Origin of the sequence: Neobacillus sp. GCM10023253, from assembly GCF_042653105.1 — a bacterium.
Taxonomy (GTDB): Bacteria; Bacillota; Bacilli; order Bacillales; family Cytobacillaceae; genus Neobacillus; species Neobacillus citreus.
Genome location: NZ_JBHSHV010000012.1, coordinates 366,188 through 380,174, shown reverse-complemented (window position 1 = coordinate 380,174; position 13,987 = coordinate 366,188). Strand labels below are relative to the sequence as shown.

Annotated in this window: 15 protein-coding genes; 14 read left to right on the top strand and 1 reads right to left on the bottom strand. The window is 41.4% G+C overall.

The genetic code is table 11. The features are described from left to right. Nucleotides 1–36 precede the first annotated feature (36 nt). The 8 genes from hemW (at nt 37) to mtaB (ending at nt 9,585) form a co-directional block, all read left to right on the top strand. Nucleotides 37–1,179: a radical SAM family heme chaperone HemW gene (gene hemW / locus ACFPA1_RS16010; RefSeq protein WP_378584096.1), complete on the top strand. Its 1,143-nt coding sequence runs from the start codon at nt 37–39 to the stop codon at nt 1,177–1,179. A 77-nt stretch (nt 1,180–1,256) separates the two neighbouring features. Further along, nucleotides 1,257–2,288, top strand: a complete 1,032-nt coding sequence (hrcA, locus tag ACFPA1_RS16005; protein ID WP_213145290.1) for a heat-inducible transcriptional repressor HrcA — start codon at nt 1,257–1,259, stop codon at nt 2,286–2,288. A gap of 101 nt (nt 2,289–2,389) precedes the next feature. Beyond that, the gene (gene grpE / locus ACFPA1_RS16000; RefSeq protein ID WP_378584095.1) at nt 2,390–3,016 is read left to right on the top strand and encodes a nucleotide exchange factor GrpE; all 627 of its coding nucleotides are present in this window, start codon (nt 2,390–2,392) and stop codon (nt 3,014–3,016) included. Between the two features lie 34 nt (nt 3,017–3,050). Then, a complete protein-coding gene (gene dnaK, locus ACFPA1_RS15995) occupies nt 3,051–4,886 on the top strand; it encodes a molecular chaperone DnaK (protein ID WP_213144805.1) in 1,836 nt (611 codons plus the stop codon). 361 nt (nt 4,887–5,247) lie between these two features. Further along, entirely contained in the window at nt 5,248–6,384 is a 1,137-nt protein-coding gene (dnaJ, locus tag ACFPA1_RS15990) for a molecular chaperone DnaJ (protein WP_378584093.1), read from the top strand. 17 nt (nt 6,385–6,401) lie between these two features. Next, a complete protein-coding gene (gene prmA, locus ACFPA1_RS15985; RefSeq protein WP_378584091.1) occupies nt 6,402–7,343 on the top strand; it encodes a 50S ribosomal protein L11 methyltransferase in 942 nt (313 codons plus the stop codon). A gap of 111 nt (nt 7,344–7,454) precedes the next feature. Next, nucleotides 7,455–8,204, top strand: a complete 750-nt coding sequence (locus ACFPA1_RS15980; protein ID WP_378584089.1) for a 16S rRNA (uracil(1498)-N(3))-methyltransferase — start codon at nt 7,455–7,457, stop codon at nt 8,202–8,204. A 7-nt stretch (nt 8,205–8,211) separates the two neighbouring features. After that, complete coding sequence (gene mtaB, locus ACFPA1_RS15975) at nt 8,212–9,585, top strand: tRNA (N(6)-L-threonylcarbamoyladenosine(37)-C(2))-methylthiotransferase MtaB (protein ID WP_378584088.1); 1,374 nt, start codon at nt 8,212–8,214, stop codon at nt 9,583–9,585. A 23-nt stretch (nt 9,586–9,608) separates the two neighbouring features. On the opposite strand, the gene ACFPA1_RS15970 is transcribed toward mtaB, so the two are convergent. Next, nucleotides 9,609–10,553, bottom strand: coding sequence for a Na/Pi symporter (locus ACFPA1_RS15970; RefSeq protein WP_213144810.1), 945 nt, complete (start codon nt 10,551–10,553; stop codon nt 9,609–9,611). A 218-nt stretch (nt 10,554–10,771) separates the two neighbouring features. Here ACFPA1_RS15970 and rpsU point away from each other — a divergent pair, with 218 nt between their 5' ends. The 6 genes from rpsU (at nt 10,772) to yqfC (ending at nt 13,987) form a co-directional block, all read left to right on the top strand. Continuing rightward, on the top strand, nt 10,772–10,945 hold the full coding sequence (gene rpsU, locus ACFPA1_RS15965) for a 30S ribosomal protein S21 (RefSeq protein ID WP_007087607.1): 174 nt from the start codon (nt 10,772–10,774) through the stop codon (nt 10,943–10,945). Between the two features lie 13 nt (nt 10,946–10,958). Further along, nucleotides 10,959–11,405 (top strand): GatB/YqeY domain-containing protein, encoded by a 447-nt coding sequence (locus ACFPA1_RS15960; RefSeq protein WP_213120130.1) that lies wholly within the window; start codon nt 10,959–10,961, stop codon nt 11,403–11,405. A 114-nt stretch (nt 11,406–11,519) separates the two neighbouring features. Then, nucleotides 11,520–12,155, top strand: a complete 636-nt coding sequence (locus ACFPA1_RS15955; RefSeq protein ID WP_378584086.1) for an NfeD family protein — start codon at nt 11,520–11,522, stop codon at nt 12,153–12,155. Between the two features lie 34 nt (nt 12,156–12,189). Continuing rightward, entirely contained in the window at nt 12,190–13,161 is a 972-nt protein-coding gene (gene floA, locus ACFPA1_RS15950; protein ID WP_378584410.1) for a flotillin-like protein FloA, read from the top strand. 24 nt (nt 13,162–13,185) lie between these two features. After that, a complete protein-coding gene (locus tag ACFPA1_RS15945) occupies nt 13,186–13,611 on the top strand; it encodes a hypothetical protein (RefSeq protein ID WP_213144812.1) in 426 nt (141 codons plus the stop codon). Between the two features lie 91 nt (nt 13,612–13,702). Further along, nucleotides 13,703–13,987, top strand: a complete 285-nt coding sequence (gene yqfC, locus ACFPA1_RS15940) for a sporulation protein YqfC (protein WP_213144813.1) — start codon at nt 13,703–13,705, stop codon at nt 13,985–13,987.

The following is a 13,987-nucleotide window of genomic DNA, read 5'->3' as shown; positions in this document are numbered from 1 at the left end:
CGAGTTTTCATTTATTAATTAGGAGTTGAAACATAAATGATTAAAGCTGCCTATCTGCACATTCCTTTTTGTGAACATATTTGCCATTATTGTGATTTTAACAAAGTGTTTCTTAAGGGGCAGCCTGTTGATGAATACTTACTAGCTCTGGATCGGGAAATGCAAATGACTCTGGCGCAGTATCCAGTGAAAGAACTTGATACTATTTTTGTTGGGGGAGGAACGCCCACCTCTTTAAATGAAAAACAGCTTGAACGATTCTGTGAAAGCATTAACCGACATTTATTGAAAAGTTCAGATGTAGAATTTACTTTCGAGGCAAATCCCGGTGATTTATCGAAGGAAAAATTACAAATATTAAAGGATGCAGGGGTCAACCGGATAAGTCTTGGCGTCCAAACCTTTAATGATGAATTGTTGAAAAAAATCGGCCGTGTTCATCGGGCTGAAGATGTCTATCGAACCATTGACAATGTGAAGAAGACAGGATTTCAGAATATTAGTATCGACCTGATTTACAGTTTGCCCGAGCAAACACTTGAAGACTTTCAAGCTTCTATTCATACGGCGTTTTCATTGGACATTCCGCATTACTCGGCCTACTCGTTAATTATCGAGCCTAAGACCGTTTTTTATAATTTAATGAAAAAAGGCCGCCTTCCAGTCCCTGGTGAGGATATAGAGGCACAAATGTACGAAATGGTAATGGAGGCAATGGAAAAACACGGATTCAAACAGTATGAAATCAGCAACTTTGCCAAGCCCGGCTTTGAAAGCAAGCATAATTTAACCTATTGGGACAACGAAAACTACTTTGGTTTTGGGGCTGGAGCGCATAGCTACGTAGACGGCTTTCGCCGTTCAAATTATGGGCCTTTGAAAAAATATATGGACCAGATTAACAGTGGAAAACTTCCTTTCATTGAGGAACATCCAGTAACATTAGCGGAACAAATGGAGGAAGAAATGTTTTTAGGCCTGCGAAAAACGGAAGGTGTTTCAATCTCACGTTTTAAAATGAAATTTGACCGTGATCCCGAGCAATTATTTAAGCAGGAATTAGCTGATTTAACGTCAAGACAATTGTTAAATGTACAGGATGGCAGAATATATTTAACTAAAAAGGGCCGTTTGCTAGGAAATGAAGTTTTTCAGTCGTTTTTAGGAGTATGTAATTGACACCATAATTCCTTTTTGATAATTTATTAGTATAATTAGCACTCGTTAATGCGGAGTGCTAACAGAGGTGATGAATGTTGTTAACAGATCGTCAATTGTTGATTCTTCAGGTTATTGTTGATGACTTTATTCGATCTGCACAACCAGTCGGCTCTAGAAGTTTGTCGAAAAAAGAGGAAATTTCCTTTAGTTCGGCAACGATTCGAAATGAAATGGCCGATCTTGAGGAAATGGGGTTTATCGAAAAAACCCATACCTCATCGGGGCGTGTCCCTTCGGAAAAAGGTTATCGTTACTACGTTGACCATTTGCTTTCACCGCAGACTTTGAATCCTCAGGATATTTCAATCATTCAATCCATCTTTGCGGAGAGGATTTTTGAATTTGAAAAAATTATCCAAAGGTCTGCAAAAATTTTGTCAGAAATGACGAATTATACTTCTATTGTTCTAGGGCAGGATGTCGGCATCAATAAGCTAAAAAGAATTCAAATCATCCCTTTAAACAAAGAAACAGCTGTTGCAATCTTAGTGACAGATACTGGCCATGTGGAAAATAGGACCTTTTCACTGCCGGCTGTACTTGATATGAGCGAATTGGAGAAAATCGTCAACATCCTAAACGAAAAATTATCCGGCGTCCCGCTTGAAGATTTACATGATAAGATTTTTAAAGAGGTGGCAATGCTTTTAAAACAGCATATCCGCCGTTATGATCTTTTTCTTCATACCATTGCGGAAACCTTTAAAATGCCAGCAACTGAGAAGTTATTTTTCGCAGGGAAAACGAACATGTTAAGTCAGCCAGAATTTCATGATATTGCCAAAATACGTAATCTATTAACCATGATAGATCGAGAAGATTGGATTACAAATTTAATCAGAAGCAATCAAAAGGGTATTAGCGTGAAGATAGGCAGTGAGAATCAAAATAGTATCATGGAAGATTGCAGTCTGATCACGGCTACTTATTCTGCCGGCACAGAAAAATTGGGGACGATTGCGATTCTTGGCCCGACAAGGATGGAATATTCACGTGTTATCAGCTTATTGCAGTTATTAAGCCATGATTTATCGGCGGTATTAACAAAGCTGTATCAATACAAATAACACTGGTAATATTGAGTAAGGGTGAAATCAACCATTTCACCCTCTTACCATGGTTATCAGCCATTAAATAATTGAGATTTGATTCTTTAAGGGAGGTGAGTATGTTGTCAAACGAAAAAAACAATACCTTGAATGAAGAAATGGAAGATTTAAGAGGCAGCGAAAGCGTTGAATTTACTGATAATGAAGCTGCTCGTGCCGGACAATCAATTGAACAAACAATTGAAATGGAGGCAGAAACTTCTGAACAGCCTGTTCGTGCTGAAGCTGAAGTGCAATTGCAGGAAATTCAAATGTTAAAGGAAAAACTGGAGGCGGCAGAGAACCGCTACCTTCGCCTGCAAGCAGACTTTGATAATTTCAAACGCCGTACCCGCTTGGATCAAGAGGCGGGCGAAAAATATAGAGCGCAAAAACTAGTGACCGATTTACTTCCGGTACTTGATAACTTTGGAAGAGCTTTGGAGATTGAGGCAGACAACGAACAAACAAAGTCAGTGCTGCAGGGAATGGATATGGTCTACCGCAGCTTAATCGATGCTTTGAAAAAAGAAGGTGTCGAGCCAATTGAAGCAGTGGGGAAGGAATTTGATCCCCATCAGCATCATGCTGTAATGCAGGGAGACGATGCTGCTTATGGCTCAAACATAGTGATTGAGGAATTCCAGAAGGGCTATTTACTAAAAGACCGGGTGATTCGGCCATCAATGGTAAAAGTGAATCAATAAGCCTACATATTATTTTATAAGGAGGATAAAGGCAATGAGCAAAATTATCGGTATTGACCTTGGTACAACCAACTCCTGTGTTGCTGTACTTGAAGGCGGGGAACCAAAGGTAATTCCCAATCCAGAAGGCAACCGTACAACTCCATCTGTTGTAGCCTTCAAAAATGGGGAACGTCAAGTAGGGGAAGTGGCAAAGCGCCAGGCGATCACAAACCCAAATACGATTATTTCCATTAAACGTCATATGGGGACTGCCCATAAGGAAGAAATTGAAGGAAAGCAATATACACCGCAGGAAATTTCGGCTATCATTCTTCAGTATTTAAAATCCTATGCAGAGGATTATCTTGGTGAGCCAGTAACAAAGGCAGTCATTACAGTTCCTGCTTACTTTAACGATGCTGAGCGCCAGGCTACGAAGGATGCAGGTAAAATTGCCGGTCTTGAAGTAGAACGGATCATTAACGAACCGACTGCTGCTGCTTTAGCATACGGTTTGGATAAAACAGACCAAGATCAAACGATTCTTGTTTATGACCTTGGCGGTGGTACATTTGACGTTTCCATTCTTGAACTTGGAGACGGTGTTTTTGAGGTAAAATCAACTGCTGGCGACAACCGTCTTGGCGGTGATGATTTTGACCAAGTGATTATTGATTATTTAGTAGATCAATTCAAAAAGGAAAATGGCATTGACCTTTCTCAAGATAAAATGGCCTTGCAACGTTTGAAGGATGCTGCTGAAAAAGCGAAAAAGGATCTTTCCGGCGTGACTTCCACGCAGGTATCCCTGCCATTTATCACTGCAGGCCCTGCAGGTCCGCTTCATTTGGAAGTAACTTTATCAAGGGCTAAATTTGATGAATTAACAGCACATCTTGTTGAACGTACGATGGGACCTGTCCGCCAGGCATTGAGCGATGCAAGTATGTCTCCATCAGAACTTGACAAAGTTATTCTTGTCGGTGGTTCTACTCGTATCCCGGCTGTTCAAGAAGCTATTAAAAAGGCAACTGGCAAAGAGCCGCATCGCGGTGTAAACCCTGATGAAGTTGTAGCGATGGGTGCAGCAATTCAGGGCGGCGTTATCACTGGTGACGTAAAAGACGTTGTACTTCTAGATGTAACGCCATTATCCCTTGGTATTGAAACAATGGGCAGTGTATTTACAAAATTAATCGACCGTAATACAACCATTCCAACTTCCAAGTCACAGGTGTTCTCAACTGCTGCTGACAACCAAACAGCCGTGGATATCCACGTTCTTCAAGGGGAGCGTCCAATGGCAGCGGACAATAAAACATTAGGTCGCTTCCAGTTATCTGACATTCCACCGGCACCACGCGGAATTCCGCAAATCGAAGTAACTTTCGATATTGATAAAAACGGTATCGTAAATGTTCGTGCCAAGGATCTTGGTACAAATAAAGAGCAGCAAATTACCATCAAATCATCTACAGGACTTTCTGATGATGAAATCCAAAAAATGGTCCGTGAAGCAGAAGAAAACGCGGAGGCGGATAAACAACGCAAAGAAGAAGCAGATCTTCGCAATGAAGCAGATCAGCTAGTCTTTACGACAGAAAAAACCTTAAAGGATCTGGAAGGTAAGGTTGACGCTGCTGAAGTAGCAAAAGCAAATGATGCGAAGGATGCTCTAAAGCAAGCTATCGAGAAAAACGATTTAGCAGAAATGCGTGCGAAAAAAGATGCTCTTCAAGAAATCGTTCAGGCTTTGACTGTAAAGCTATATGAACAGGCTGCTGCTGCACAGCAAGCGCAGGCAGGCGGCGCTGATGCAGGTGCCTCTGGCAAAAAAGACGACAATGTAGTTGATGCAGAGTTTGAAGAAGTTAAAGACGATAAATAGAAAAGCGGAAGCGCCTTGACCAGGGGCGATAGGCATAAGACGAGCCGGCATGAAGGTTGCTTATTAACCTTCAGGACGGATTGGCTTATGACCCAGAGCCCCTAGGCGCTGGAGCTAGACAGTAATCGTTGTATTAGACGGTTACTTGTATTACTGATAAAAAAGTCAAAGTCAGACTAAAGGCTTTGGCTTTTTTAGCTAATCAGAATTTATTTCATAAATTCTGAACGCATAAATATAACTACGCCTCTGTCTTTGTCCTAATGGACTCGCCAGTCGGCGAGTTTTTATTTATTGCTATACCTTTCCTAGGGTGTTAGAATAATCTTTATGTGAAAAGATTCGGGAGTGATGGTAATCAATGAGTAAACGGGATTACTATGAGGTGCTTGGTTTAAGCAAAGGTGCCTCTAAGGATGAAATAAAAAAGGCTTATCGCAAACTGTCTAAACAATATCACCCGGATATCAATAAAGAACCGGATGCAGCGGATAAATTTAAGGAAATTGCAGAAGCCTATGAAGTGTTGAGTGATGACCAAAAACGGGCACACTATGACCAATTCGGACATACAGACCCGAATCAAGGCTTCGGAGGATTTGGCGGCGGTTCTGATTTCGGCGGCGGTTTTGGCGGCTTTGAAGATATCTTTAATACCTTTTTTGGCGGAGGCGGTTCTCGTCGGAGAGACCCGAATGCGCCAAGACAGGGTGCAGACCTGCAATATACAATGACCATTTCTTTTGAGGAAGCGGCATTCGGTAAAGAAACGGATATTGAAATTCCTCGTGAAGAAACATGTGAAACATGTAGTGGTACAGGAGCAAAGCCTGGAACGAAGCCAGAGACCTGTAAACATTGTCAGGGTTCAGGACAAGTAAGTGTGGAGCAGAATACTCCATTCGGCAGAATTGTGAACAGACGTACCTGCCACTACTGTAACGGAACTGGTAAAGAAATTAAAAATAAATGTGCCACATGCGGCGGCACTGGTAAAGTAAAGAAGCGGAAAAAGATTCATGTGAAAATTCCTGCGGGTATCGACGATGGCCAGCAGATGCGTCTCTCTGGACAAGGCGAAGGTGGTATTAACGGCGGGCCGGCAGGAGATCTTTATGTTGTTTTCCACGTTCGTGAGCATGAATTTTTTGAACGTGATGGCGATGACATTTATTGTGAAATGCCAATCACGTTTGTTCAGGCGACACTCGGAGCCGAGATTGAAGTGCCAACCTTGCATGGGAAAGTAAAATTGAAGGTACCTTCTGGTACACAAACCGGAACCAAATTCCGATTAAGAGGAAAAGGCGTTCCGAATGTCCGTGGTTATGGTACGGGCGATCAACATATTCTTGTTCGGGTTATCACCCCAACAAAATTAAGTGATAAACAAAAACAATTGCTGCGCGAATTTGATGAGGCAAGCGGCAATGCTCCTCTAGGGGAACATGAAGAAAGCTTTTTTTCAAAAGTAAAACGTGCCTTTAAAGGCGAGTAAGGATTGGAGCTGGTAGAATGAAATGGTCTGAAATTAGTATCCACACAACAAATGAAGCGATTGAGCCAATTTCTCATATTTTACACGAAGCTGGGGCGAGCGGTGTTGTAATTGAGGATCCATTTGAATTGACAAAGGAAAGGGAAGATCAATTCGGTGAAATCTACCAGCTTAATCCAGATGATTACCCTGAGGAAGGTGTCATTGTAAAGGCCTATTTGCCGGTCAATAGCTTCTTGGGCGAAACAGTCGAAGCGATTAAAGATTCTATTAATAATCTTATCCTATTCAATATTGATATAGGCTTAAATAAGGTTACAATCAGTGAGGTAAACGAGGAAGAATGGGCGACTGCTTGGAAGAAGTATTATAACCCTGTTAAGATCTCTGAAAAGTTCACGATTGTACCTACTTGGGAGATATATAACCCCGTCAGCAGCGATGAATTAATCATTGAATTGGATCCAGGCATGGCGTTTGGTACGGGGACACATCCGACGACGGTGATGTGTATTCAAGCCCTTGAAAGAACGGTCCGCCCTGGTGATCGAGTCATTGATGTTGGAACAGGTTCGGGTGTTCTAAGTATTGCTGCTGCCATGCTGAGAGCAGAGGATGTCAGGGCTTTTGACCTTGATGAAGTGGCGGTTACACAGGCAAAATTAAATATTAAGTTAAATAAAGTTCACAATAAGGTGAATGTTTCTCAGAATAACCTGCTTGATGGCGTTGAAGAAGGATCAGCTGATGTCATTGTGGCCAATATTTTAGCGGAAGTCATTTTGCGATTTACCGATGATGCGGCCCGGATTGTAAAGCCGGGAGGTTATTTCATTACTTCAGGTATTATTCAGCAGAAAAAAGATCAAGTAAAAGAGGCACTTGTATCATCCGGTTTTGAAATTACAGAAACCATTTTAATGGAGGATTGGGTTGCCATTATTTCTAAAAGGGTATAATGAAGAAGCGAGGGGGGGGATATTCATTCCCCTTTTTGTATTTCATTCTTTATTATTCCTTTAAATTTTAGTAAAATAAGACGTATTCTGTTTTAGAGAGGGTGCAAAGTTGTGCAGCGCTACTTTGTTAAAAACCGAGCAAGTGAAGATCGTTTTTTCATAGACGAAGAAGATCGCCACCATATAGTCAAGGTGATGCGCATGGAACTTGGCGATCAAATCATCTGTGTCGATCCTGATGGAAAGCAGGCCATCTGCCGGCTTGCAGAAATTACCGATGAAAGAGTTGCTGCAGACGTTGTACAATGGAAAGAAGAGGTTTCTGAGCTGCCGATTTCAGTTACTATTGCAAGCGGGCTGCCCAAAGGGGACAAGCTTGAGTGGATTATCCAAAAAGGAACGGAATTAGGAGCTCATCAATTTATCCCTTTCTCGGCCGCACGCTCGGTTGTTAAATGGGATGAGAAAAAGGCTGTGAAAAAAATAGAGAGATGGCAAAAAATTGCCAAAGAGGCAGCCGAGCAATCACATCGTGCCATGCTGCCAAAAGTGGAAAGAGCGATGAGTTTTAAAGAATTGCTTGCTAAAAGTAAAGAATTTGATTATAAATTAGCTGCGTATGAGGAGGAAAGTAGAAACGGAGAAACATCCGTTTTTTCTGCTGTCCTGAAACAATTAAAACCTGGTGAATCTCTCCTTCTTGTCTTTGGACCCGAAGGGGGCCTTTCAGAAGAAGAGGTACAGCAGTTAACGCATAATGGTTTTGATCTTTGCGGACTCGGTCCGCGCATATTAAGGACGGAAACGGCCCCATTGTATTCCCTTGCGGCCATTTCCTATCATTTTGAATTACTGAGGTGAACATACAATGGCAACAGTTGCTTTTCATACATTGGGTTGTAAAGTCAACCACTATGAAACAGAAGCCATTTGGCAATTATTTAAGCAAGAAGGCTATGAGCGCGTGGATTTTGAATCCATATCAGATGTTTATGTGATAAATACCTGTACGGTTACGAATACAGGAGATAAAAAAAGCCGCCAAGTCATCCGTCGTGCGGTTAGAAAGAACCCAGATGCGGTGATCTGTGTTACAGGCTGTTATGCACAAACATCGCCGGCAGAGATCATGGCTATCCCTGGCGTAGATGTTGTTGTAGGAACACAGGATCGTGTTAAAATGCTGGACTATATCGAGCAGTATAAAACAGAACGGCAGCCAATTAACGGTGTCGGCAATATCATGAAGAATCGCGTCTATGAAGAACTGGATGTACCATCCTTTACAGACAGAACACGTGCCTCTTTGAAAATTCAAGAAGGCTGCAATAATTTTTGTACATTCTGTATTATTCCATGGGCACGCGGCCTGATGAGATCACGTGATCCGCAGGAAGTTATTCGCCAGGCCCAGCAATTAGTGGATGCGGGCTATAAGGAGATTGTCCTTACAGGTATTCACACAGGCGGTTATGGCGAGGATATGAAGGATTATAATCTTGCGATGCTGCTTCGCGACTTAGAGGCACAGGTTAAAGGAATAGAACGACTGAGAATTTCTTCGATAGAGGCCAGCCAAATTACCGATGAAGTAATTGAAGTCATCAAGCATTCGAATATTGTTGTCCGCCATTTGCATATTCCGATTCAATCTGGTTCAAATACTGTTTTGAAAAGAATGCGTCGTAAATATACAATGGAATTTTTCGCAGAGAGATTGGAACGTTTGAAGGAAATCCTGCCAGGTCTAGCTGTAACCTCTGACGTAATTGTTGGTTTCCCTGGTGAAACGGAAGAGGAATTTATGGAGACTTTTAATTTTATAAAAGAACATAAATTCTCCGAGCTTCATGTTTTCCCTTACTCCAAGCGTACAGGAACACCTGCTGCCAGAATGGAAGATCAACTTGATGAAGAGGCCAAAAATGACCGCGTTCACCGCTTAATCACTCTTTCTGATCAACTAGCAAAAGAGTATGCTTCAGAATTTGAAGGTGAGGTTCTCGAGGTTATTCCGGAAGAGGAGTTTAAAGAAGAGGCTGAATCAGGCCTTTACATTGGCTACACTGATAACTACTTAAAGGTTGTTTTCCCGGCAACTGAAGATATGGTTGGCAAAATTGTAAAAGTAAAGATTACAAAAGCCGGATACCCTTACAACGAGGGACAATTTGTCCGTGTGGTTGAAGATACAGCAATTGTTAAGGAAGAAGTTTTTACAACTGAAGAAGCAGCTATTTAAAAAGGACCCATTTGTGGGTCCTTTCATTTTGTTATCGGTTTTGAGGGTCTTCTATCGTGTAAAAATAAAATCATCTCGCCAAACTTAGTTGCAAACGGCAGCACCAACAGAGAGGACACTACATTAAAAATAACGCTGATATGAGCCAGTTGAACATCCTTCCTGGCTGCGAGCAGCGGGGCATTTTCGGTCAGCAGAGGGATGAGCGGGATAAATAATAATACGCCAAAAACATTCAGCCACACATGCGCATAGGCCGCCAATTTTGACTCCTTCCCGCCGCCAATGGATGCAATAATGGCGGTGATACAGGTTCCAATATTAGCCCCTAGAACAATGGCAATTCCCGCATCAAGCTGCAGGAGCCCCGCAGTTAGAAATCCCATTGTAATCCCGGTCATTGCCGTACTTGATTGAATAATGGCAGTAATGACCGTTCCCGTTAATAAACTCATCAGAATATTATCATTTATGGAAAGTATGAATTGATGGATCACATTCATCGATGTTAACGGCTCAGCTAACCTTTCAAACCCCTTCATCGCCGTAAAAACAGAAGCGATGCCAAACAGAAGCATTCCAATACTTCTGGCTTTTTTATTGGGAAATAAAATTAGAATTGCCCCAATTATCGCAAATGGGACAAGAACAGCATCTATGTCAAACGTAATTAATTCTGTCTTAAAAGTAGTACCAATATTGGTACCAAGAATAATCCCAATCGATTGAGGAAAAGTCATGATTCTTGCGGAAATTAAGCCGATTGTAATAACCATTACCGCAGAACTGCTTTGCAAGAGTGCAGTTATAAATGTCCCCGTCAGCATTCCCTTTAAAGGTGTACTGGTTAGTTTAATCAGCCATGTCTTAAGCTTGTTGGCGGATAAATTAAATAGTCCAAATCTGATTATTGTCATGCCAAAAATAAATATTAAAATGCAAAGTACAAATAATAATATGTAAAGCATGGTCTATCCTCCCCCCCCTTCATTGTATGGTCAGATAGGGGGGGACATGCCATCTTTAAAAGGAAAATTAAGACATGCTAAAAAATAATTTGCATAAAATCTACATTCCTTGTCACATCAGTGTGAAATACAGTTGACCTTGCACCTAGGTTATATTATAATTGCAAGGTACATGGATTGAATGTAAGTGTGTTGTGTTTCGGAGGGAGGGAAAGAGAATGTCTAAAACCGTTGTTCGTAAAAACGAATCGCTTGAAGATGCTCTTCGTCGCTTTAAACGTACAGTATCAAAAACTGGTACTTTGCAAGAGGCAAGAAAGCGCGAATTCTACGAAAAGCCAAGTGTAAAACGTAAGAAAAAGTCTGAAGCAGCAAGAAAACGTAAGTTTTAAGAGGGTGTAATAAATGAGTCTTCTCGAGCGTTTAAATAATGACATGAAACAAGCGATGAAAAACAAGGAAAAAGACAAACTTTCTGTTATTCGGATGATTAAAGCTTCGATTCAAAACGAGGCGATTAAGCTTGGTGTAAGTGAGCTGTCCGATGCAGATGAGTTAACGGTCCTTTCTCGCGAATTAAAACAACGCAAAGACTCCCTCCATGAGTTTGATAAGGCCGGTCGTGAAGACTTGGTTGAAAAATTGCGTACAGAGATCGCTATTGTCGAACTGTATATGCCGAAACAGCTTTCCGAAGAGGAACTTTCAGAAATAGTAAAAGAAACTATTGCTGAAGTCGGTGCAAAATCAAAAACGGAAATGGGAAAAGTGATGGCTGCTATTATGCCTAAAGTAAAGGGCAAAGCAGACGGCTCACTTGTTAATAAATTTGTACAACAACACCTTTCATAGTATTCTGACACTAAGACCATAGGTAAATGCCTGTGGTCTTTTATTTTTTAAATGAAACTTTCAGGCCAATAATCCGTAAGTATTATTATAGGATGTAAAGAAAGGAGGGCTCGGATGGTTGAGTTTCTTATGAACCCTGTTGTTGTAACCGTTCTCCTGACGATTGGCGGAGTTGGACTGGTATTGGAGCTTTTTTCGCCAAGGTTTGGACTATCAGGCTTAATTGGACTTTTGGCGCTTGTTTTATTTTTTTATGGGCATTTCATGGCAGGCTATGCCGGTGTTGGCACTCTGGTTTTATTTGCTGGGGGAATCCTGCTGCTTTTCTTTGAATTGTTTCTTCCGGGGGCAGTTGCGGGAACTTTGGGCCTGGCAGCTTTGATTTTAAGCTTCTTTCTAGCCGGAGAGGATGCTTTACAAATGGGTGTTTCAATTTTAATTTCAATTTTCTTATCAACCCTCGTGTTCTTTTTAATGATAAAGGTGCTGGGAAAAAAGCTTGTTTTATTCAATAAAATGGTTTTATTTGATTCAGCCAAAAAAGAAGATGGTTATGTTTCCAATATTAATCGTACCGATTTATTGGGGAAAGAAGGAGTGGCATTAACCATCTTAAGGCCTGCTGGTACAGCAATTTTTAATAATGAAAGAGTTGATGTGGTAAGTGAGGGCGGGTTTATTGCCCAAAATTCAAAAATTAAGGTCATCAAGGTCGAAGGTGCTCGAATTGTTGTCAGAGAGGTAATTTAATAACAGAAGGGAGTAATGGACTGTGGACGGATCTATTTTTATTATTGGTTTTGTAATAATTGCCTTAATTTTATTTGGCATCTTGTTATCGTTTGTGCCGGTTATGCTTTGGGTTTCTGCGCTTGCTGCGGGTGTTAGAATCAGTATTTTTACCTTAATAGGAATGAGATTGAGAAGGGTAACACCAAGCAAGGTGGTTAATCCGCTAATAAAAGCCCATAAGGCTGGTTTAAATGTTACTACAAACCAGCTCGAAAGCCATTATTTGGCGGGTGGGAATGTTGACCGTGTGGTAAATGCACTTATTGCAGCACATCGGGCAAATATTGAGTTATCATTTGAGCGTTGTGCTGCTATTGACCTAGCGGGACGTGACGTACTGGAAGCCGTTCAAATGAGTGTGAATCCGAAGGTTATTGAAACACCGTTTATTGCAGGTGTTGCCATGAACGGAATTGAAGTAAAAGCAAAGGCAAGAATTACTGTTCGTGCCAATATTGATCGCCTTGTTGGGGGCGCTGGCGAGGAAACGGTCGTTGCTCGTGTTGGCGAAGGCGTTGTCTCCACCATCGGTTCATCAGATAGCCACAGCAAAGTCCTAGAAAATCCTGATTTGATTTCGCAAACGGTATTGGCCAAAGGGCTTGATGCAGGCACTGCATTTGAAATTCTCTCGATTGATATAGCTGATGTTGATATCGGCAAGAACATTGGCGCTGAATTGCAGACGGAACAAGCGGAGGCTGACAAAAAGATTGCTCAGGCGAAAGCGGAGGAACGAAGGGCTATGGCTGTCGCCCTAGAGCAAGAAATGAAGGCCAAGGTGCAGGAAATGAAAGCCAAGGTAGTAGAGGCCGATGCAAAAGTGCCGCTTGCGATGGCTGAGGCATTGAAATCGGGCAATATCGGCGTCATGGATTATCTTAACTTTAAAAACATCTCCGCCGATACTGAAATGAGAGGGTCAATCGGGAAAATAACAGGAGAAAACAAAGATGGTCAGTAAAATTCATCTTAGGAGGCGGTTGTAATGGAAACGCTGCTCTTCCTAATCATTCTTGGAATCATCTCCACGATTTTTCGCAAAGGGAAAAAACCAACGACAAAATATAAACCATTTTCTATGAATACCTTTGAAGATTTAAGGGCTCATTTTCAAAATGAGCCGGTTAAAACGAAATTTAAACAATCTAAACAAAACAACGAAAAGGATATAGAAAAAGCTTATCAAAAGGTAAAAAAGAAGATGGCAACTGGTTCAACTGTAAATCAGAGCGAGGAAAAGCCTGCCGAAATCAGCCAGAAAGCAAAGGTAGATCCTAATGTTGTCGAGGGGGAAACTGCCATTTCTGTGGAACCAACCCCGCAAAAAATAATCAATGGTATCATTTGGGCCGAAATTCTTGGTGAGCCACGATCTAAAAAATCGTATTACGTAAAAAAGGGTAGAGGGTAATGCCTTAAAGAACGCAGGACCCAATACGAAAAAGATGTGCTAGAACCCCTATTCATTTCATAAACATGAGATGAAAGGGGGTTCTTTTTTTATGGCAAAAAAATGGGGCCAACGGATTCGCAACTGGATGGCTAATAAAATGGATCTTCCTCAAGACGTTTTGATGGATTTGCCCCGAATTACGATGATCGGACAAATCCATATTTATATAGAAAATCACCGAGGCTTGCTCGCCTTTACCGATAAAGAACTCCGTCTGCTATTAAAACAGGGACAGTTACAGATAAAAGGAAAATCTTTCGTCATTAAAACCATCTTACCTGAAGAGATATTACTCGAAGGAAAAATAGATCAGGTTCTGTTTATTAATGATTAA